General features: G+C 58.7%; 19 protein-coding genes. 5 read left to right on the top strand and 14 right to left on the bottom strand.

From position 1 onward, the window contains the following. Positions 1-56 precede the first annotated feature (56 nt). The 8 genes from ACFQY0_RS07325 to ACFQY0_RS07290 form a co-directional block, all read right to left on the bottom strand. A complete protein-coding gene (locus ACFQY0_RS07325; protein ID WP_379710862.1) occupies positions 57-1,847 on the bottom strand; it encodes a hypothetical protein in 1,791 nt (596 codons plus the stop codon). Positions 1,848-1,913: 66 nt separating this feature from the next. Then, the gene (gene bioB / locus ACFQY0_RS07320; RefSeq protein WP_379710860.1) at positions 1,914-2,912 is read right to left on the bottom strand and encodes a biotin synthase BioB; all 999 of its coding nucleotides are present in this window, start codon (positions 2,910-2,912) and stop codon (positions 1,914-1,916) included. A gap of 36 nt (positions 2,913-2,948) precedes the next feature. Next, entirely contained in the window at positions 2,949-3,623 is a 675-nt protein-coding gene (locus ACFQY0_RS07315) for a hypothetical protein (protein WP_379710858.1), read from the bottom strand. 64 nt (positions 3,624-3,687) lie between these two features. Beyond that, positions 3,688-4,827 (bottom strand): MalY/PatB family protein, encoded by a 1,140-nt coding sequence (locus ACFQY0_RS07310; protein ID WP_379710856.1) that lies wholly within the window; start codon positions 4,825-4,827, stop codon positions 3,688-3,690. 63 nt (positions 4,828-4,890) lie between these two features. After that, positions 4,891-5,844 carry an ROK family protein gene (locus ACFQY0_RS07305; RefSeq protein WP_379710854.1) on the bottom strand — a complete coding sequence of 318 codons (954 nt, stop codon included), beginning with the start codon at positions 5,842-5,844 and terminating at the stop codon, positions 4,891-4,893. A gap of 54 nt (positions 5,845-5,898) precedes the next feature. After that, positions 5,899-6,636, bottom strand: a complete 738-nt coding sequence (locus ACFQY0_RS07300) for a type III pantothenate kinase (protein ID WP_379711491.1) — start codon at positions 6,634-6,636, stop codon at positions 5,899-5,901. Then, positions 6,636-7,079, bottom strand: coding sequence for a hypothetical protein (locus ACFQY0_RS07295; RefSeq protein WP_379710852.1), 444 nt, complete (start codon positions 7,077-7,079; stop codon positions 6,636-6,638). The genes ACFQY0_RS07300 and ACFQY0_RS07295 overlap by 1 nt, the downstream gene beginning before the upstream one ends. A gap of 98 nt (positions 7,080-7,177) precedes the next feature. After that, positions 7,178-8,560: an ammonium transporter gene (locus ACFQY0_RS07290; protein WP_379710850.1), complete on the bottom strand. Its 1,383-nt coding sequence runs from the start codon at positions 8,558-8,560 to the stop codon at positions 7,178-7,180. Positions 8,561-9,039: 479 nt separating this feature from the next. Between ACFQY0_RS07290 and ACFQY0_RS07285 the strand changes: the two genes are divergently transcribed. Beyond that, entirely contained in the window at positions 9,040-9,837 is a 798-nt protein-coding gene (locus ACFQY0_RS07285; protein ID WP_379710848.1) for a TorF family putative porin, read from the top strand. A gap of 75 nt (positions 9,838-9,912) precedes the next feature. On the opposite strand, the gene xerA is transcribed toward ACFQY0_RS07285, so the two are convergent. Genes xerA through ruvB form a run of 4 tightly spaced genes read right to left on the bottom strand, consistent with a single transcriptional unit; the run spans position 9,913 to position 12,540 of the window. Beyond that, positions 9,913-10,806 carry a site-specific tyrosine recombinase/integron integrase gene (gene xerA / locus ACFQY0_RS07280; RefSeq protein ID WP_379710846.1) on the bottom strand — a complete coding sequence of 298 codons (894 nt, stop codon included), beginning with the start codon at positions 10,804-10,806 and terminating at the stop codon, positions 9,913-9,915. 1 nt (position 10,807) lies between these two features. Further along, complete coding sequence (locus tag ACFQY0_RS07275) at positions 10,808-11,035, bottom strand: hypothetical protein (protein WP_379710844.1); 228 nt, start codon at positions 11,033-11,035, stop codon at positions 10,808-10,810. Positions 11,036-11,052: 17 nt separating this feature from the next. Continuing rightward, positions 11,053-11,478: a Fur family transcriptional regulator gene (locus ACFQY0_RS07270; RefSeq protein WP_379710842.1), complete on the bottom strand. Its 426-nt coding sequence runs from the start codon at positions 11,476-11,478 to the stop codon at positions 11,053-11,055. 42 nt (positions 11,479-11,520) lie between these two features. Continuing rightward, positions 11,521-12,540 carry a Holliday junction branch migration DNA helicase RuvB gene (gene ruvB / locus ACFQY0_RS07265; RefSeq protein WP_379710840.1) on the bottom strand — a complete coding sequence of 340 codons (1,020 nt, stop codon included), beginning with the start codon at positions 12,538-12,540 and terminating at the stop codon, positions 11,521-11,523. 153 nt (positions 12,541-12,693) lie between these two features. Here ruvB and ykgO point away from each other — a divergent pair, with 153 nt between their 5' ends. Then, the gene (gene ykgO, locus ACFQY0_RS07260) at positions 12,694-12,858 is read left to right on the top strand and encodes a type B 50S ribosomal protein L36 (protein WP_379710838.1); all 165 of its coding nucleotides are present in this window, start codon (positions 12,694-12,696) and stop codon (positions 12,856-12,858) included. 59 nt (positions 12,859-12,917) lie between these two features. On the opposite strand, the gene ACFQY0_RS07255 is transcribed toward ykgO, so the two are convergent. Both ACFQY0_RS07255 and ACFQY0_RS07250 read right to left on the bottom strand, forming a co-directional pair. Further along, positions 12,918-13,700, bottom strand: a complete 783-nt coding sequence (locus ACFQY0_RS07255; protein WP_379710836.1) for a tRNA threonylcarbamoyladenosine dehydratase — start codon at positions 13,698-13,700, stop codon at positions 12,918-12,920. A gap of 48 nt (positions 13,701-13,748) precedes the next feature. Next, positions 13,749-15,077, bottom strand: coding sequence for a suppressor of fused domain protein (locus ACFQY0_RS07250; protein ID WP_379710834.1), 1,329 nt, complete (start codon positions 15,075-15,077; stop codon positions 13,749-13,751). A gap of 158 nt (positions 15,078-15,235) precedes the next feature. Here ACFQY0_RS07250 and ACFQY0_RS07245 point away from each other — a divergent pair, with 158 nt between their 5' ends. The 3 genes from ACFQY0_RS07245 (at position 15,236) to ACFQY0_RS07235 (ending at position 18,573) form a co-directional block, all read left to right on the top strand. Further along, positions 15,236-16,222: an ABC transporter substrate-binding protein gene (locus ACFQY0_RS07245; protein ID WP_379710833.1), complete on the top strand. Its 987-nt coding sequence runs from the start codon at positions 15,236-15,238 to the stop codon at positions 16,220-16,222. Positions 16,223-16,291: 69 nt separating this feature from the next. After that, a complete protein-coding gene (locus ACFQY0_RS07240) occupies positions 16,292-17,698 on the top strand; it encodes an ABC transporter permease (protein ID WP_379710831.1) in 1,407 nt (468 codons plus the stop codon). Beyond that, positions 17,695-18,573: an ABC transporter ATP-binding protein gene (locus tag ACFQY0_RS07235; protein ID WP_379710829.1), complete on the top strand. Its 879-nt coding sequence runs from the start codon at positions 17,695-17,697 to the stop codon at positions 18,571-18,573. The genes ACFQY0_RS07240 and ACFQY0_RS07235 overlap by 4 nt, the downstream gene beginning before the upstream one ends. Positions 18,574-18,630 lie beyond the last annotated feature (57 nt).

The following is an 18,630-nucleotide window of genomic DNA, read 5'->3' as shown; positions in this document are numbered from 1 at the left end:
GAGGATGAGTGTCTGCCTTGCGGATGCGGAGCGGGGCACTCCAGCTACAGTTAGAGTCAAGGCGCGATGGTGATAGGCAGCTCGACCTCCACCCGGCCGAAGCAGGTGGGCTGGGTTGTCAGGTCGACAGGTTCATCGATGAAGACACGCTCCCACTGGCGGTCGATGTCTTCGATGGTCTCGGTGCCAAGGACTTTTGTAAAGGGGCTGCTGAGGTCGGGGGACTTCAAGGGGGTGTAGATCAGTCCGCTTCCTTTCCGTCGCAGATATTCGAAACGGAAGAAGTGCTCTCCATCGTTTTCCAGCAATTCGTAGCGGGGCAGGCCGGAACTTCCCTCGGGCGTCAGGGTGGAGGAGTCGGAAGCTGCTAGATCCAGGTTGAATCCATATTTCAAGACGTTTTCCACGCCGTCATCGTAGGGAGTGGCGTCGGGGAGGGTGTCGAATTCCGTAAGTCCGGCTTCATCCGCCGCATCGAAGTACATGTCGACAGGATCGGCCCCGGTGCCGGTGATGGTGAGAGTGAAAGCGGGAGTATCGGGATCGCTGCTGAGGAGTTCGAGGTTGACGGTTTTCTCACCGGCTTCGGTGGGAAGAAAGGTGACGGAGAAGTTGCCTTGTTCGTCGGGCACCAAGGGGGACAGCGCCGTGCCGCTATCAAGTTCGAAGGAATCGAGATCGTCTCCGCCGGTAAGGGCGATGGTGGTCACGGTGAGGACGACATTGCCGTAGTTCTGGATGGTGAAAACGTAGCGTCCGTTGGTGGAGTCGATGGCGATGTCTCCGAAGTCGACGGTGCTCTCGTTTTCGATTCTCGTGCCTTCGGGTAACTCGATGGCGATGTTTGGTTCAAAGGCGGTGATGGCGTGGGCCGCGTAGCTGGCGGTATGGCCTCCGGCGGTGGTGAAGGCACCGCCAACGTAGAGATCGAGTCGGTCGATGGCGAGGGTGCGGACCAGCCCGTTGGTGCCTGATCCCAGCGGAATCCACGCGCTGCCGTTCCATTGAATGACCGAGCGAGACATTCCGACGAAGACGTCCTCATCGTTGACTGCGATCGCGAAGACATCCTGGCCGACGCCGTCACCGAGTCCGCTCCAAACGGTGCCATTCCACTTGGCGACCTTCCTGCCCGAAGAGAGACCACCCGCTTGAGTGAAATTCCCGCCGACATAGATGTCGGTGCCCGATTGGGTTAAGGCGTAGACCGGGTCGTTGACCCCGCTCCCCAGGGCGCTCCATTCGGTGGAGTTCCATTGGGCGATGCGGTTGACGGCGACCCCATTGACCAAAGTGAAATCGCCACCTGCGGTCAGGGTGCTTCCGTTTGAGATCAGGGCATTGACGGGGCCGTTGGTTCCGGAGCCGATGGCGTTCCAGGATTCCCCATCCCAGCGGGCGATGTTATTGACGGTTTTTCCCCCGGCCATGGTGAAGGAGCCACCGACGAAGAGGTCGTCACCTTGGATCGCGAGCGAGAAGACCGAGCCATTCGGATGGGTGCCCAGGGCACTCCACTCGGTGCCATCCCACTTGGCAATGTTGATGACGGATCGGCCACCGGCCTCGGTAAATTGGCCGCCCGCATAGAGAATCCCGTCGGCGACGGCGAGAGAGTTGACTCGATTGTTGATGCCATCACCGAGGGCGAACCAGGACGTGCCGTCCCACATCGCGACGCGATTGGCTTCGAGGCCATCGACGGAGGTGAAATCGCCGGCGCAGTAGAGATTTCCGTCCTCATCGAAAACCATGGCACGGACATTGCCATTGAAGCCAGGGTCTCCGCCGAAATTCAGCCACTGGGAATCATCGAAAGCCGCCCACAGGGGATGGCTGAGAGCCACCCACGAGAGGACCAGAAGTTGGAGAAATACTCTGATGAGCGGGTTTCTTGAGGGTGGCTTGCCGGGTTACTCGCAACAGGCAGGACTGAGCGGTCGGTCACACTGGGTTTCCGGTGCTTCCATATGGCGGTTGGGAGCGAGCGTGGAGAGGCCTAGCCGCTCCAGCAGCGCGCGGTCTTTTTCGACGGCTGGGTTGCTGGCGGTGAGCAGTTTGTCACCGTAGAAGATCGAGTTGGCTCCAGCAAAGAAGCAGAGCGCCTGAGTTTCATCGCTCATGCGGGTGCGGCCTGCCGAGAGGCGGACCTTCGCCTTCGGCAAGGCAATGCGTGCGATGGCGATCATGCGGACGAGATCGAAGACATCGACAGGGTCGGTGCCTTCGAGCGGAGTGCCGGGCATGGGCATGAGCGAGTTGATCGGCACGCTCTCGGGCTGTGGATTGAACTCGGAAATGACCTCGATCATTTTGAGTCGATCGTCATTGGTTTCACCGAGGCCGAGGATGCCGCCACAGCAGACTGACATGCCGGCGTCCTGGACGTTGCGGATGGTGCGAAGGCGGTCGTCGTAGGTGTGGGTGGTGACGATGTTAGGATAGTGTTCCGGAGAAGTATCGAGGTTGTGATTGTAAGCGGTGACGCCTGCTTCTTTCAGGCGTTTGGCTTCTTCCGGTCCGAGCTCGCCGAGGGTCACGCAGACTTCCATGCCGAGCTTGGAAACGTCTTCAATGATCTCGATGACTTGTTCGAAGCGCTGGGTGCCGCCGCGGACCCCACGCCATGCGGCGCCCATGCAGAAGCGGGTCGAGCCGGTATCACGGGCGGCGCGGGCGCGCTCCATGATGTCACATTTCTCCATCAGGCGCTCGGCTTCCACGCCGGAATTGTAACGCGAGGATTGGGCGCAGTAGGAACAATCTTCCGAGCAGCCGCCGGTTTTGATGGAAAGCAGCGTGCAGAGCTGCACATCGGCTTTCGGCCAATTCTGCTCGTGGACTTCGCGTGCCTGCTTGAGGAGTTCGAAGAAGGGGAGTTCGTGAAGTTTCTTAAGTTCGGCGAATTGCATTTCGTAAATAGGTAAAACCGTGAAGTGGTGAAATTGTCAGCGGGTCCAGTTGCCTTTGACAACGGGCATTTTCCCCTGACCGACGACAGTGTAGTCGGTCGGGCCTTTGGCGCCTTCGAGAGGCACTCCAACTTTGCGCTTCCAGACCTCGCTCATGCTCTCGCCGGTGTGGCAACCCCAGCTTTTGCAGTAGGCATTCTTGGAAAAGATCGAGTCCTTGATTCGGGAAAGGTCGTTCTCGTGGAGGTAAACGGTGGAGGCCCCCATGATGTCGTTGCTGTAGTCGAACATGAAGCAGTACTTGTTCGAGTGGCCGAAGAAATCGAAGGTTTCCACGGAGCCGCGTGGACGGCTGTTGATTTTCTGGATCAGCTCATTGGAGCTATCGAACCAAATCAGGGTGACGTCCCTCTTTCTGGCGAGGTCGGTGATCCAGGTGGTGTAGGGTTTTCCATCCTCGCGGGAACGGGTGCGGTAGCCATCGCGATGAACGATCCAGACAATGCGTGCGTTCTCACCGTAGGCTTTGCGAAGCTCGACCATGCGGAGAGTCGAGGCGCGGATGAAGTTGGCCCACCAGCGATCGTGGCGGTCTCGTTCGACCCGGAGGTCTTCCCATTCGCGGAGTGCGGGGCCGCCGGTGAGGATGACGTGTTCGGCCTGGCTGAGCGAAGTCAGGGCGAGGAAGAGGATGAGAATGACGCGTGGCATGTGCCGGAGTCTGGCGAGGGATCCCGCGGGTGAGAAGTTTGAAGTGTGGGCTTGTGAATGAGTCCTACGCAAAGGCTCTGGCGACTTTTTCGAGTCCTTCGAGCATGCGGGCACGGGGACAGGCGAAATTGAAGCGGAACCAACCGGGCCACCCAAAGAAAGCGCCATCCGAAACGAAAAGCCCGGCTTCCTTTTCAAGATGCAGCGCGGGGTTTTCAATTCCGGTCTCACGGGCATCGATCCACACGAGGTAGGTGGCCTCGCCGGTGACCGCTTTGAGCTGGGGAAGACGCTCGGCGATGAAGCTAAGGAGCGTGTCGCGGTTCTCGCGGAGGTAATCGATGAGCTGAAGCCTCCAGGACTCTCCATCGCGGTAGGCGGCCTCGGCGGCGTAGTAGCCGAGGGCGTTGATCTCAGTGAGGGTGTGGCCACGAGCGGCGCAGAAGCGGCGGCGGATCGAGTCGTCGGGGATGACCGCGAAAGCGTAGCCGAGTCCGGCAATGTTCCAGGTCTTGCTCGGGGAGAGCAGGGTGATGGTGCGCTGGCGGAGATTTTCCGGAAGGCGAAGGGCGGTGAAATGGGGTGTGGCGGCTTCGTCGTGGATGAGGTCGCAGTGGATTTCATCGGACACGAGGATGAGCTGGTGCTTTTCACAGAACTCGGCGAGCCGGGTGACTTCGCTTTCACTGAAGACGCGGCCGAGAGGGTTCTGCGGGTTGCAGAGCAGGAAGACTTTCGTCGCAGGAGTGACAGCGGCCTCGAGGGCCTCCCAGTCGAAGGTCCATTGACCGTCGATGCAGACGTGGTCGACGGTGATGAGTTCCGCCTGGGCATCTTTGTGAACCCCGAGGAAAGGGGGGTAGACGGGAGTGCAGGTCATCACCGCTTCACCGGCAGCGCAAAAGGCGCGGGCGGCGAGCGAAAGGGCGGGGACGAGGCCGCCGAGGTGGACGATTTGATCGTTCGGGACGGTCGAGGACTGGCGCTCGCGAAGGTAGCGGTCGATGGCCTCATTGAGTCCCTGATGAGCCTGCGGATAGCCGAAGATGCCGTGGTCGACGCGACGGTGCAGGGCCTCGAGGATTTCCGGGGCCGAGGCGAAGTCCATGTCGGCAACCCAGAAAGGATCGAGCTCAGGCCTTCGGTCGAATTTGATGCAGCCGGTTCCTTGGCGGGCGATGGGGACGTCGAAATCGTAGGTCACGGGCGCTGAGGTAGCGGGGCCGGGTCGGGAAGGGAATCGTAATTGTGCCTGATCGGGCTCTGATCAGGGAAGAATGGTGACGCCAGCGGCTTCGAGACTTTGGGCGGCGGCCCCGATCATGCCGGCTTCGTTGCCAAAGCGGGCGGGGAGGACCATCAGGTGTTCCTTGAAGGGGCCGGAAAGCTGGGAGTAGAGGTGGGCGGTGAGGGGGCTGAAGAGGAGATCTCCCGCTTTGGCAACGCCGCCACCGATGATCACGGCCTGAGGATTGAGGAGCCAGCAGCAGTTCATGACCGCACTCCCCAGTTTCGCACCAATCAGGTCCCAGAGTTCGATGGCGACCTCATCATTCCGGTGAGCGGCCACGGATAACTTGGCCGGAGTGCAGTCTTCCAACGTTTTTTCCTGACCGGCATCCTTGTAGGCCTGCACGGCGATGGCGGCGATTTCGTTGTTGCCGATGTATTCTTCCAGCGCGCCGTAGTTGTTGTAGCGGCCTTCGCGGCCTTTCCAGTCGATCGACATCTGACCGACTTCGCCTGCGGCAAAGCGGGCACCGCGGAGCAGGGCGCCATTGGCCACCACTCCACCACCGACCCCGGTGCCAAGCGTGATCGCGACGAGGTGGTCGAGACCGCGACCCGAGCCGCGCTTCCATTCGGCGTAGGTCATGCAGTTGGCGTCATTGTCGACGACGACCGGGAGCTCGAACTTTTCGCTGAGCACCGCCTTGAGCCGGTAATTTTCCCAGCCTTCGACATTGGTGAGATTGTGGACAATGCCTTGTTCGAAATTCACGAATCCCGGAACTCCAACGCCGACACCGGCAATTCCCCGGTGGCGACTGCGAAGTTCTTCGACATGCTGGACGACGACATCGATCAGCGGTTCCGGGCCATCAAAATCCTGAGTCGGGATCGGCTCGGTCTGTTCGATGACATTGCTGCGGTAGACGACACCGATTTTGATCGAAGTTCCTCCGATATCGACGCCGATGGCCAAGGGTGTTTCAGGCATTTCGCGTAGATTAGATAAATCGCAGGAAAATGACACGCAGATTTCCCAAGGGTGTCACAAAAAGACCTCTTCGGCGACGATTCTCAGGCCATGCAGCGTAAGGTCCGGATCGACGTGCTCGATTTCCTGCACGCCGCGAGCGATGAGGGCCGCGTCACCCCCCGTAGCAACGGCGTGAATGTCTTCACCGAGTTCGCGGCGGATCTCCGCGAGAATTTCCTTCACGAGTCCGCGGTAGCCGATCACCGCACCGGACTGCATCGCGCCAGCCGTCGACTTGCCGATGGCTGCGGGAGGTTCGGCCAGCTCGAAGGTAGGAAGTAGGGCGGTGCGGCGCCCGAGATACTCGGTCATGGCGCCCAGACCGGGAGCGATGACCCCGCCGCAGTAGGCGGGGGCGGCGGAAATGACGTCGAAGGTCACGGCGGTGCCGAAATCGATGACGACGGCTGGACTGCCGTGACGCGCAACGACGCCGACGGCATTGGCAAGCCGATCCGCGCCGATTGACGCGGGTTTCGGATAATCGAGCGCCAGGCCCAGCGGGCTCTCATGAGTCAGGAGATGGATGGGAGCGAGCGAGCTGAGAAAGGCTTCAAGGATCGCTCGTTTTTCTGGGACGACTGAGCAGATGAGAGCCGCGTCGAAGTCGAGGCCGGCGAGTTTTTCGCTCAGGGACTCAGGGGAGATTTCGCGGGTTGGTATCCAGAATGTGCCGCTGAGTTCCTTGCTGCCTTCCGCGAGGGTGAACTTCGTGCGGGTGTTGGAGTTGTCGACGAGCAGGATCTTCATCACCAGTTGTTGGATTGATGGAATTGGACATCGTCAGGTGCGAGCTGGGGCGGCTCTGGCTTTTGACGAATGAGCAGGGTGCCGTCGTTGAGCTTAAGCCTGAGGGGCCCCATGACGTTTTCAGAATCGAGCCAGAAGCGGAACGAGACGCCCTCGATGCTCTGTAGCGCGCTGCCTTCAAGCTTGGTGTCGGCGGGCTCGAGCTCACGTCCATCGGCAAGGACGAGGCGCACGGGCTTTTCGAGATCGTGACCCCGGGGATCGGTGATCTTCAGGTGGATATCCAGCCAGTAGAAACTCTCGTCACGTTCGATGCTGACGAAGCTGACTTTGGCGCGGGCTTGCGGATCGGGATTCCAGTCATAAGGCCTCATCCATTGCCACATGGCGAAGCCGAGGCAGAGGAGCAGCAGGGTGAGGAGAAGTCGAACTCGGCGGTTCACGGCGAAGGATCTAACGAGGTTGAGTCGCACTTACCAACGCAAAACAGGCGGCCCGTTTCCGGACCGCCTGCTGTGATGGATGGGGGCTTGAGTTCGGATTAGTCAGCGTAAGCTGGCGAACCGTGCTCGGCCACGTCCAGTCCTTCGGCTTCTTCCTGCTCATCGACTCGGACACCCATGACCATTTTCAGGATGAAGAAGAGGGCAAAGGAGCAAGCAAAGGCGAAGGCGCTGATCGAAAGCGTGCCGATCAACTGAGCCATGAAGGAGATCTTCTCACCGGCAAGCTCTTCTTTACCGAAGATGGCGACGGCCAGAGTTCCCCAGATGCCACAGACACCGTGGACAGAGATGGCACCGACAGGGTCGTCGATCTTGATCTTATCGAAGAAGAGCACCGAGAGGACGACCAGGGCTCCGGCGATTGCGCCGACGACGACGGCGCCGTAAGGAGTGATGGCTCCTGCACCGGCGGTGATGCCGACGAGACCGGCGAGCATTCCGTTGAGTGCCATCGAGAGGTCAGGCTTCTTGAGAACAATCCATGAGGTGAAGATTGCGGCAAGTCCGCCGCCGAATCCCGCCATGCCGGTGGTGACGAAGACGCGTGATACTCCCTGAGGATCGGCACTGAGGACCGAGCCACCGTTGAATCCGAACCATCCGAGGAAGAGCAGGAAGACACCGATCGCAGCGAGCGGCAGGTTGTGGGGAAGTATCGGCTTGGTGCCTTCTGCGGAGTATTTGCCACGGCGTGGGCCGAGGACAAGAACTGCAGCGAGTGCGGCGAAGCCACCGAATGCGTGGACAAGCGAAGAGCCAGCGAAGTCGATGAATTGGCCAGTGTCGTCGACACCTTCAGCGCCACCGAAACCATTGAGCCAGCCACCGCCCCATTCCCACGAACCGGTGATGGGGTAGATGAAGGTCACCAGGATCGCCGCGTAGATCATGAAGCTCGAAAGCTTGACTCGCTCGGCAACAGCACCCGAGACGATCGTCGCAGCAGTAGCAGCGAACATCGCTTGGAAAATGAAGTCAGACCAGTAAGTGTAATCCGCGTATTCACCCGTCATATTGGCGGCTACTGCCGCAGAATCGCCATAGAAGGTGTTGGTGATCGGTGTGCCCATGGCCCAGAATTTGCCGAATGGCTCTTCCCAGCCGGGATACATGCCGTTGAAGCCATAAGCCATGTAACCCAATCCTCCGATGCAGACGATAAACACGTTTTTGAACAGGATGTTCACGGTATTTTTCTTCTGACAGAGTCCCGACTCAACCGTCGAGAAGCCGAGGTGCATGATAAAGACCAGTGCGGCGGAGATCAGGATCCAGAGATTGTTCACAGTGAACATCGCGGCGTCCGATCCGGCCATGAAGGCCTCGTAGGTCCCTTCGGCTGGGGGTTCGTCCTGACCGAAGGCCGTAGCCGTCAGTAGGAGGGGGGCGAGGAACATCAGTTTTTTAAGCATTCGCATGGTGTTGGCGGTGGTTGTTGTTGAATCGGGGGGTGGTTAAGCAACGTCCGTGCCAACGGAGAAAAGAGTCGCCCTAGGGTTTTTACGAATACCCGATAAGGGATTGAAAACCATAAGCTTATGGTTTGTTCAGGTCGCCTATTGAGTCAATTTTCGAAGTCTGTATTACGAATCATCGGCCCGCTAGAGCCGCTAGAGAATGGAGACAGCAGAGCTTTCAGAATTCGCTGCCGAGGATTTGTCTAACTCTACAAATCGATTGCTCTTGCCATGCCTTTAGGGCGGGCCTACTTACGCCGCCGAGCGAGATACCCCCTTGGTTTTTTGCTGGACAATACTTCTTAGTAGTCTTAACAAGTCTCCTGAAAGTCACTGTCCTTCAAGCAATTGCCTGAGGATGTTGAACGTTCAAAGTCTCTCCCGTAGTCTGATAATCCGGAACTCGGGGGGTCTAGCAGCAACCGAAACACAAACACAAAATGCGCAACTACAGCAAAACCGTTGGCGCCTTGGCCGCTGCCTCCACCCTCGTGGCTGGCTACGCTTCGGCGAACGAATTCGATGGCGATGTCCATGTCGGCTACAGCAACATGTACGAATTTCGCTTCTTCGATTACGGCGACTCCCTCTTCGAGGCTGGCGTCGACCTCGCTTATGAAGCCGGACCAATGACCCTCAGTGCAGGTGCATGGTATGGTTCATGGGACACTCCTGAATCCATCGCGTTCCCAGCTGGTGGTCCTGGATTTATCGCTGGTACTCCTAGCGATGAGCTCGACCTTTACGCGGGTGTGGGCACGGACTTCGGACCTCTTTCCTTGGAACTTGGTTACATCTACTACTGCTACCCAAGCTTCTCCGGACTCGACACGCAGGAAGTTTACTTCTCTGCCGGTGTGGATCTCTTCTGGGGAATGGGCCTTGGATCGACAGCATTCTGGGACTTCGACCAAAACGATGGCCTCTATGTTGACACTGCGGTGACCAAGTCGTTCGAATTCAACGAGTGCCTTAACCTCGATCTCGCAGCAGGCTTCGGTTATGCTGACGGTCAAGGTGCACAGAGAAAGGCTGTCGGCACGGGTTCCTTCGGAACTCTCGACGGTTTCCAGGGTTGGTATGTCTCCGCTCAACTCCCTTGGGAGTTCCGCGATGGCGTGACCCTCACTCCATACGTGAAGTACACCGATGCTGACGAAGATCTCGCTAGCGACATCTACGGTAACGGCGGTCAGGAGTACATCATCGCTGGCGTGAAGCTCGGCGTTGCATTCTAAGAATCGCTCCGACGAATTCATTTAAAAGAAGCGGTCATCCGAAAGGATGGCCGCTTTTTTTATGATCGCGCCGAGCTACTTCGCACGCGGATGGGCGTCGTCGTATGCGGAGCGCAGTCGCTCCTTGGTGACGTGCGTGTAGATCTGGGTGGTCGACAAGGATGAGTGACCTAACAGGCTCTGCACGGAACGAAGGTCCGCCCCGGCATCGAGCATGTGGGTGGCAAAGGAGTGGCGCAACTTGTGAGGTGAGATGTCGAAGGGGATCGACGAGAGCTTGAGATATTTCTTCAGCAGCTGATCGATGGCCTGCTGGGTGATGCGGGTTCGACGCTTGCTGATGAAGAGGGGGCCATGGGTCACCGCAGCTTCCCGCTGATAGCGCTGGATGGCGCTGAGTGCGAGGCTGCCAATGGGCACCATGCGCTCCTTCGACCCTTTTCCGACCACGCGGAGGTTCTCGGAAAGGAAATCGATGTCTTTGACTTCGAGGGATCGCAGTTCGGAAATCCGCAGACCACAGGAGTAGAAGAGTTCCAGGATCGCGGCGTCGCGAAGGGGAAGCCATGACGGGCTGTTCTTCGCAACTTCGACAGTTAGAGGAATCGCGAGGAGTTCGTCGATTTGGGCAATGCTGAGGACGACGGGGAGCTTCTTCTCGGTTTTGGGAAGTTGGACTTCGGCGACGGGACTCTTGGCAAGGCCGCGGCGATGAACGAGGAATTTGTAGAATGAGCGCAAGGCCGCGAAGCGCAGCCTGATGGTTGAGCGGGCGAGGCCCGCCTTCATCATCTGGAAAAGCCAGGCGCGGAAATCGTCAGCTGTTAGATTGCGCCAGCCGGGGAAGTCGGGTTCGCGGGATTGGCGGAAGACGTCGAGTGCGGCGCGATAGTTGGCGATCGTTCGCGGCGAGGCGCTGCGTTCGATCTCCATGAAATGGAGGAAGTCGATCGTGAGATCCTCGCTCATTTCATGGGAGCTTGTTTTTGCGGCTTCGAGCGAGGGCGACGATGATCAGGATGAAGCCGCCGGCAGCGAGGGCGCCGGCGATGATGACGCCGATCGCAGCCATCTGGGTTTCGTTGCGCAGTGCTTCTTCAGCCATGCCTTCGGCTTCCTTGAGGCGCTGCTGGATGAGGAAGATCAGGATGGTCGATGAAGCAAAGAGGGTGAGGGCAATGCGGACGAGGCGGTTCATGGAATCAAAGAGAGGGCTCAGGCGCAGGCCGGGCAGGTGCCGAAGAATTCGAGTTCGTGGTAAAGGTTCTTGAAGCCGGTCTTCTCGCGAATCTCGTTCTCCAGTTCGTGAACCGGGCAGGGTGCCTTGACGGATTCGATCAATCCGCACTCGGTGCAGATGAGGTAGTCCTGGTGTCTACCGGGAACGAGAAGCGTGAAGTAGGCGGCGCGTTCGTGGAGTCCGAGGCGCCGAACGATGCCTTTTTCGGCGAGCCGCTGGAGAAGACGGAAGACGGTTGCCTTGTCGCACTGCTCGGTGAGGCGCTCGGAACTCGCGAGTTCGCCGAGGGTCATCGGGCGATCGGCTTCGAGCAGGGTCGCAAGAAGTTGCTCGAGGGCTTTGGTGCGCCGCATGCCGAGTTTTCGACAACGATCGACGGTGCTGGTAACGACAGGGTTCATGTTGCTGGGAGTGTAGGATGGATTGCCGCTTGGTGCTACTCCTTAGAGCAGGTTCGCCTGGCCCCCGAGGGGTGGCGGTGCTCCAATTTTCTGATAGGCAGCTGGCAGGGCGATGCGGCCGCGTGGAGTTCGCTGGAGGAAGCCTTGAAGGATCAGGAAAGGTTCGTGGACTTCTTCCAGAGTCGAGGCGTCTTCGCCGACTGCGACGGCCACCGAGCCCATGCCGACCGGACCGCCCTGGAATTTGTAAATGACGGCTTCAAGAAGGCGCTTGTCCATCTCGTCGAGTCCGTCGGAATCGATCTCGATCATCGCCAGCGCCTTGTCCGCGATCGGGCCGGTGATGGTGCCATCGGCGCGGACCTGAGCGTAGTCGCGGACCCAGCGCAGCAGGGCGTTGGCGACACGCGGGGTGCCGCGGGAGCGGGAGGCAATCTCCAACGCCCCGTCCGCTTGAATGGGGATATCGAGTAGTCCGGCGGAGCGTTCGATGATCTGGGCGAGTTCTTCGCAGGTGTAGTAGTCGAGACGATTGACGAGTCCGAAGCGGGAGCGTAGCGGCGCGGTCAGCATGCCGGAGCGGGTGGTGGCGCCGACGAGGGTGAAGCGAGGCAGATTGAGCTGAATCGAGCGTGCGGAAGGACCGGAGTCGATGATGATATCCAGCCTGAAATCCTCCATGGCGGGGTAGAGGTATTCTTCGATGGCCGGGTGGAGACGGTGGATCTCATCGATGAACAGGACGTCGCCTTTCTGAAGGTTGGTCAGCACCCCGGCGAGGTCGCCCGCTTTTTCGATCTGAGGGCCGGAGGTGGTGTGGAGTTGGGAACCGGTGGCGCGAGCGATGATGTTGGCGAGCGTTGTTTTTCCCAATCCCGGCGGGCCGGAAAGCAGCACGTGGTCGAGCACGTCGTCGCGATTGCGCGCGGCTTCGACCATCAGGAGCAGGCGTTCCTTGACCTTTTCCTGACCGATGAACTCCGAAAAAGCCGGGGGGCGCAGCGAGATATCGTAGCTCGAGGTGGGTTCGGAGGTGGTCTGTTGGTAGAAGTTTTCGCTCATCAGTAGAGAGGGCCGGCAGAGGAGACCACAAGCTGGGGGTAGGGCGAACAACGAAAATGGGGAAATGATTCTAATTTAGGGAGAATCGGCTTTACAAGGTGGTCGGGATCCGTAGGTTTCGCGGCCCCGCACGGGGTTTACCAATTTTTTGCCATGAAAGTTCTTTCCTCACTCGCCTCCGCCAAGCGCCGTCACACTGATTGTCAGGTGGTTTCCCGCAAAGGCACGACCTATGTGATCTGCAAGTCGAACCCGAAGTTCAAGGCTCGCCAGGGCGCGACCAAGGGCACTCGTCTTTCGAAGAAGGGTGTGAAATAAGCTGCGGCTGATTCAATATTTTCGAGAAAGGCGGCTCCGATCATCGGAGTCGCCTTTTTCTATTTCGCCGAAAGCCATTCCAACACGCGACCCGCCGCAATCAGGCCGAAAGTGGCGGTGACGTGGGTGACGGAGCCATAGCCGGCGTCGCAGCGCAGTCCGGCAGGCTGATCGGCGGGACGCTCGTGGGAGACGCCTCCTTCACAGGTTGGATACACGGCCATCTCGTTGCTGAAGATGGCTTCGATTCCAAAAGGCGGAGACTCGGAGGACTGGGAGCCTTTGGGAAATCCATGATCGTCGCGGAGCTTGCGGCGGACGGAGGCAAGCAGGGTGTCGCGGCCCGAGTAAGCGAGATCGAGGACGCGGATCTGAGTGGGATCGCGTCGACCACCGGCAGCGCCCGATGAGATCACCGGGATGTCGCGCTGATGACAGCCGGCGAGCAGGTGACACTTGGCGCGGACGGAGTCGATGGCGTCGACAACGGCGTCTGGCGCGGCATCGAGGATCTCGGCGACGTTTTTTTCCGAGAGGAAAGCCTGGTATTCGGTGATGCGGATCTCCGGGTTGATGGCGCGCAGTCGTTCGGTCATTGCGCTGGTCTTCGGGCGGCCAAAAGTGCCGTCCTGCGCGTGAACCTGGCGGTTGGTATTGGTCACACAGAGGTCGTCCGGATCGACGAGGATCAGGTGGCCGATGCCGGAGCGGGCAAGGCTTTCCGCAGCCCATGATCCGACGCCACCGATGCCGACGACGAGCACGGTGGATTTCTGAAAGCGCTCGAAGGGGGCGATTCCATAGAGACGGGCGATGCCTGACAGACGTTCGGTGGCGGACACGCGCGGAGCTTGGCGCGATGGACGGGCGACGGGAATCCGAAAAGTTTATCAGACGACAGCGGGACGCTGGATGTCCACGAGGTCGCTGTGCCCGGCCGCCGCGATGCGTTCAAAAAGCGCTTCGGAGCCGTGGGCGAGCTTGAATTCGATCTCCGAGGCGTGAAGCGGAATCAGGGACCAGAAATGCACAGGTGTTCCGTCGTTGAGATAGAGGGTCGAAAATCCCTCACCACCGATCCACGGCGGGCTGAGGACGATGCCGGAAAAGGGGACGCCGGGCGCAAAGGCTTCGGGCGGATCACCATTGGGTATGCTGTGGCCGTAGCCGATCCATGTCTCGAGTTCGTGGGGAAAACGGGAGAGTTGTTTGAGCCAGCGGATCGGCCAGTAGTTTCGTTCGTCCTCGAAGGATGCCTGATCGAGCGGCCAGCCTTCCGGGAGTCGAATCATCAGTTCGGCAAAGCGCCACTCCTCGGCTCCCTCCGGGGTGCTCATGGGGATGTCGCTCATGCCGCTGGTGACGAGCGAAATCCATGGCCGCTCGGGAGTGGCAGGAACGATGTGCACATCGATGTGCACGGTCGTGGAGATCAATTCGTGAAAGACGTTTTCCGGGCAGCCGAGATGGGTCTCGATGTGCTGCTCGACCGCTTCCAAGTTGTCCGAGTGGGGGGCGACGATGGGCGGCGGAGTCGCGGGTGCCTTGTGGCGGATGACCTGTTGCTCGGGTTTGAAGACGAGAACCTCTGGCGGCAGCTGCATGATCGGACCAGTCGGGCCAGGTGGCGCGAGGCAGGGAATGTAAGGACATTCCTGCAAGGCGGGCATCGAGTCGGCCTGAAGGATGGTGTCGAACAACCAGAGCTGTCGGCCTTTTGAAAGATGAGCTGGGATGGGTCGGCGCCGACTATCCCGAAAAGTGTCATCGTTCACCAGGCGGCAAGCTTCCTGGAGTTCCGGCGCGACCTGGCTGGGATCCTCCCCATAGACTTCGCACAACAGGAGGGCGACTTCGCCACAGGCATCGAGCGAAGCTTCGTCGCTCGCGCCGAACTCCCCGATCAAAAGGGCGGGGGCGACAGCGCCCTTTTTCCGAAGGAGGGCCTGGTTCGCGATGATGACGGTGCAAAGGATGACCTCATGGTGAGTGTAAGCCTCGGTGGCATCACGACGGGCTTCCTTGCGAAGTCGGTTCTTTTTGAATCCACGGTAAATCAGGGCTAGCCCGAGGGGAATGCCGATGAGGCTGAAAAGCAGCAGGCCGCCGAAAATGAAGGGAAATACCGATGGTTTGACGACCGAATTGAAGTGGGCGTCGAAAGCGGGAGAACGCACCCAGTCGTCAAATCGTGCCCGCGTGGCAGGAATATCAAGCATGACGAGTATATGCCGTCTCCTCGCGTGCGTTGTCGATGCCTATGAGAGTAAGCAGGTCTTTCGCAATGATCTATGGACGGAATGGTACGCGCATTGCTTCTGTCAGTATGAAGTCAGCGAAAAAATTTCACACTGCTGAAAAAACCGCCAAACACGTTATGAGAATCAAACGAAGCATCGGAGGCGCCGTGATGGCGCTCACAGCCCTTCTTGCCACTGCCCAGGGGGAGCCATTAAAAATTGCCTACTCCGACTGGCCAGGTTGGGTGGCTTGGGAGATCGGGATTCAGAAAGGCTGGTTCAAGGAAGCCGGGGTGGAGGTGGAATTTGCCTGGATGGACTACGTGGAATCCATGGACGCCTACGTTGCCGGCAAGGTCGATGCCGTCACGATGACCAACGGAGACGCGCTGGTCACGGGAGGAACCGGGAAGCCATCCGTTGGAATCATCATCAATGACTTCTCGAACGGAAACGATATGATTGTCGGCGCTCCGGGCATCGAGTCCTTCAAGGATCTCAAGGGCAAGAAGGTCGGAGTCGAAGAAGGCTTCGTCTGTCATCTGCTCCTCCTGAAAGGTCTCGAAGTCAACGGCATGAAGCCGGAAGACATCACAGTGGTGAATACGCCGACCAACGAAACTCCGCAGGTGCTCGAAGCCAAGGCGGTCGATGCGATTGGTGCGTGGCAGCCCAATTCAGGTCAGGCGTTGAAAGCCGTTCCTGGCGCCAAGCCACTGTTCACTTCAGCCGATGCCCCCGGCATCATCTATGACCTTCTGTATGTTTCGGGAGAGAGCCTTGAGAAAAACAAGGAGGAGTGGGGGAAAGTTGTCGGTGTCTGGTACAAGATCGTTGATTTCATCAAGGACGAGGAAAATCTCGATGAGGCTTTGGAGATCCTTTCGGCACGCGTCAGCCTGAAGCCTGAGGAATACGAGCCCTTCTTCAAGGGAACCTACATTCTTTCACTCGATGAGGCCTTGGAGAAGTGGAAGGAAGCCGATGGTCTCGGTTCGGTTTACGGATCGAGCAAGCTCGTCGATGATTTCAATGTAAAGTTTGAGGTCTACGACAAGTCGCTCGATGTGACCAAATACCTCGATCCCTCCTTCACCAAGGCCTACGCGGAATCGAAAAAATAACTTCATCCCTGATGCGGAGCGGTCGGGATGTCGACCGCTCCGTGTCTGACGATCTAACATTATCTCACTATGGCCTCGCCCGGTCTATTCCGAGGATGGTTTGGTGTGCGTCGCGAGCTCTCGAAGCAGCGACAGCTGACACTGACTGTTTTCTCCTTCCTGTTGCCGATCGTGCTCTGGTGTGTCGTGTCCTATGTGCCGTGGATTTGGCATCCGGACATGGAACTCCAGGTGTCGGCCGACCGTGAAGGAGTGACCACGGTTTTCACCTCGGGCGATCATGTTTCGAAGGAGTTCTTCCCAACATTCGTCGAGGCGGTCCGCGAGGAGAATGCCGCCGTCGTTGCGGCGGTGTCCGCGGGTGAGCCACTTGCCGGATCGAAGCGCAAGAATCAGAAGTTGCTTCGACACATCGGGTCCATTGCGGTCGAGGAAGGATGGCTCGATCATGATGACGGACAGAATGATGAGTTGATCTATGGCGTTTGGAGGGATCTCGCGACCGGTGCCAGATCATCGGAGATCCTGAGTGAGGAGAATCATCAGATTGTCAAAAAGAACTGGGCTGTGCTGGGCGCGCTTTCCCCCGAGTTCGAATACAAACAGCTCCCCGAGGAGCCATTGTTGAAGCTGGTGCCTCAGGCGGTGCCAGCAAATCCTGTTTATCTCCCGGCCCCTGATCAGGTGATCAAAACCGGCTGGCGGGATTTTACGGCGGAGCCGAGGAATGATGGCTCAACGATGGGGGAACGCTACCGCTCATCGCTGAAGGTGATCTTCAAGGGTTTTGTCTGGGCCTGCATTGTTGGTCTCCCCATTGGGATCCTATGTGGAACCTACGACTTCTTCGCCAAACTTTTCGAGCCTTTCACGGACTTCTTCCGCTACATGCCAGCCCCGACATTCAGCACCTTGCTGGTCGCGATTCTAGCGGCAGACGGAGCACCGAAGGTGGCTCTGGTCTTCATCGGCACGGTGCCGCACATGATTTTGATGATCTCGAAAACGACGCGGCTGCTGGACGCATCCTTGCTGGAAGCGGCTCAGACATTGGGCGCCAAACCCAAGCAGTTGCTTTCAAAGGTCGTCGTGCCGGGGATCCTGCCGAATCTTTACAACGACCTTCGAATCCTCCTTGGCTGGGCATGGACCTGGCTGGTCATCGCAGAATTGATCGGAGTGAAAAGCGGACTCACCGAGTTCATCGAAACACAGGGACGCTACCGGAACTTCGACCGGGTATTTCCAATCATCATACTGATTGGTGTGACGGGCTTTGTGACCGATCAGATTCTCGCCTGGTTGCATGGCGTGCTATTCCCGTGGCTCGGACAGAGCGGGAAAGTCTCACGTGCCGTCGCCAGCTTCGCGACCTGGCCGGTTCGCACGGTGGCAGAGGCAGCGCGCGAGAGAATCGCCGCTGATGAGAAAGCAACTGCCGAGCGACGCGCAGCAAGAATCAACGACACCCCATGATAGCATCACTGGAAATGGCCCCGGAAGTAGCCGCTCGATTTGATCGGCTGAAGCAACGCCCGGTGGCGCTCGAGGTCAAAGGGCTGACAAAGCACTTTGACACTCCGAAAGGAACCGTGGTCGCGTTGGAAGACTTGTCGTTCTCCGTTCACAAACGCGAGTTCACCTGCGTGATCGGGCCTTCAGGCTGCGGGAAATCGACGCTTGTCAGAATCCTCGCCGGACTGGAAACGCCGACGGGTGGCGAGGTGCTGGTGGGAGGGAATCCGGTGCAAGGTCCGGGTCCGGACCGGGGCATGGTTTTCCAGTCCTACACACTCTTTCCGTGGCTGACGGTGAAGCAGAACGTGATGTTCGGTCCTCAGATGTCGGGTGCGTCATCAACCTCGGCGGAAGGCGAGGCGCGGCAGTGGATCGACCTTGTGGGTCTGTCACGTTTCGAAAATTCCTATCCCAACCAATTGTCAGGAGGGATGAAACAGCGTGTGGCGATTGCGCGGGCACTGGCGAATCAGCCAAAGGTGCTGTTCATGGATGAGCCCTTCGGTGCGCTGGATGCGCAAACCCGCGCGAGCATGCAGGCGCACCTGTTGGAGATCTGGAAAAGCGTCGATATCACCATTGTTTTCATCACCCATGATCTGGATGAAGCGGTTTACCTGTCCGATCGGATTCTGGTGCTCGATGCAAATCCGGGACGGTTTAGGGAAATGGTAGAAGTTCCCGTGGCACGGCCCAGGACACCTGAGCAGGTATTTGAACCTTCGTTCAAAGCGGCGAGGCATCATATCGACCATCTGATCCATCCCCCCGGAAAGGTCGAGGCAGAGACGCCGGTGCTGCGGATGGTGAAGCACGATCCGGACGTCGTTTGAGGACGATGAATCGCATCAAGGGAGAAATTGCCTTCGAGGTTTCACACAAATTTCAAA

Source organism: Haloferula chungangensis, from assembly GCF_042664875.1.
GTDB classification, from domain to species: domain Bacteria; phylum Verrucomicrobiota; class Verrucomicrobiia; order Verrucomicrobiales; family Akkermansiaceae; genus Haloferula; species Haloferula chungangensis.
The sequence above is the reverse complement of the archived record's forward strand: the minus strand, read 5'-3'. Positions and strand labels throughout refer to the sequence as shown.

Excerpts from the sequence above, each read along its gene's own strand:
- ACFQY0_RS07245 (WP_379710833.1), top strand. The coding sequence starts at position 15,236 with ATGAGAATCAAACGAAGCATCGGAGGCGCCGTGATGGCGCTCACAGCC.
- ykgO (WP_379710838.1), top strand. The coding sequence starts at position 12,694 with ATGAAAGTTCTTTCCTCACTCGCCTCCGCCAAGCGCCGTCACACTGAT.
- ACFQY0_RS07240 (WP_379710831.1), top strand. The coding sequence starts at position 16,292 with ATGGCCTCGCCCGGTCTATTCCGAGGATGGTTTGGTGTGCGTCGCGAG.
- ACFQY0_RS07315 (WP_379710858.1), bottom strand. The coding sequence starts at position 3,623 with ATGCCACGCGTCATTCTCATCCTCTTCCTCGCCCTGACTTCGCTCAGC.
- ACFQY0_RS07250 (WP_379710834.1), bottom strand. The coding sequence starts at position 15,077 with ATGCTTGATATTCCTGCCACGCGGGCACGATTTGACGACTGGGTGCGT.
- ACFQY0_RS07275 (WP_379710844.1), bottom strand. The coding sequence starts at position 11,035 with ATGAACCGCCTCGTCCGCATTGCCCTCACCCTCTTTGCTTCATCGACC.
- ACFQY0_RS07235 (WP_379710829.1), top strand. The coding sequence starts at position 17,695 with ATGATAGCATCACTGGAAATGGCCCCGGAAGTAGCCGCTCGATTTGAT.
- ACFQY0_RS07290 (WP_379710850.1), bottom strand. The coding sequence starts at position 8,560 with ATGCGAATGCTTAAAAAACTGATGTTCCTCGCCCCCCTCCTACTGACG.
- xerA (WP_379710846.1), bottom strand. The coding sequence starts at position 10,806 with ATGAGCGAGGATCTCACGATCGACTTCCTCCATTTCATGGAGATCGAA.
- ruvB (WP_379710840.1), bottom strand. The coding sequence starts at position 12,540 with ATGAGCGAAAACTTCTACCAACAGACCACCTCCGAACCCACCTCGAGC.
- ACFQY0_RS07270 (WP_379710842.1), bottom strand. The coding sequence starts at position 11,478 with ATGAACCCTGTCGTTACCAGCACCGTCGATCGTTGTCGAAAACTCGGC.
- ACFQY0_RS07305 (WP_379710854.1), bottom strand. The coding sequence starts at position 5,844 with ATGCCTGAAACACCCTTGGCCATCGGCGTCGATATCGGAGGAACTTCG.
- ACFQY0_RS07300 (WP_379711491.1), bottom strand. The coding sequence starts at position 6,636 with ATGAAGATCCTGCTCGTCGACAACTCCAACACCCGCACGAAGTTCACC.
- ACFQY0_RS07285 (WP_379710848.1), top strand. The coding sequence starts at position 9,040 with ATGCGCAACTACAGCAAAACCGTTGGCGCCTTGGCCGCTGCCTCCACC.
- bioB (WP_379710860.1), bottom strand. The coding sequence starts at position 2,912 with ATGCAATTCGCCGAACTTAAGAAACTTCACGAACTCCCCTTCTTCGAA.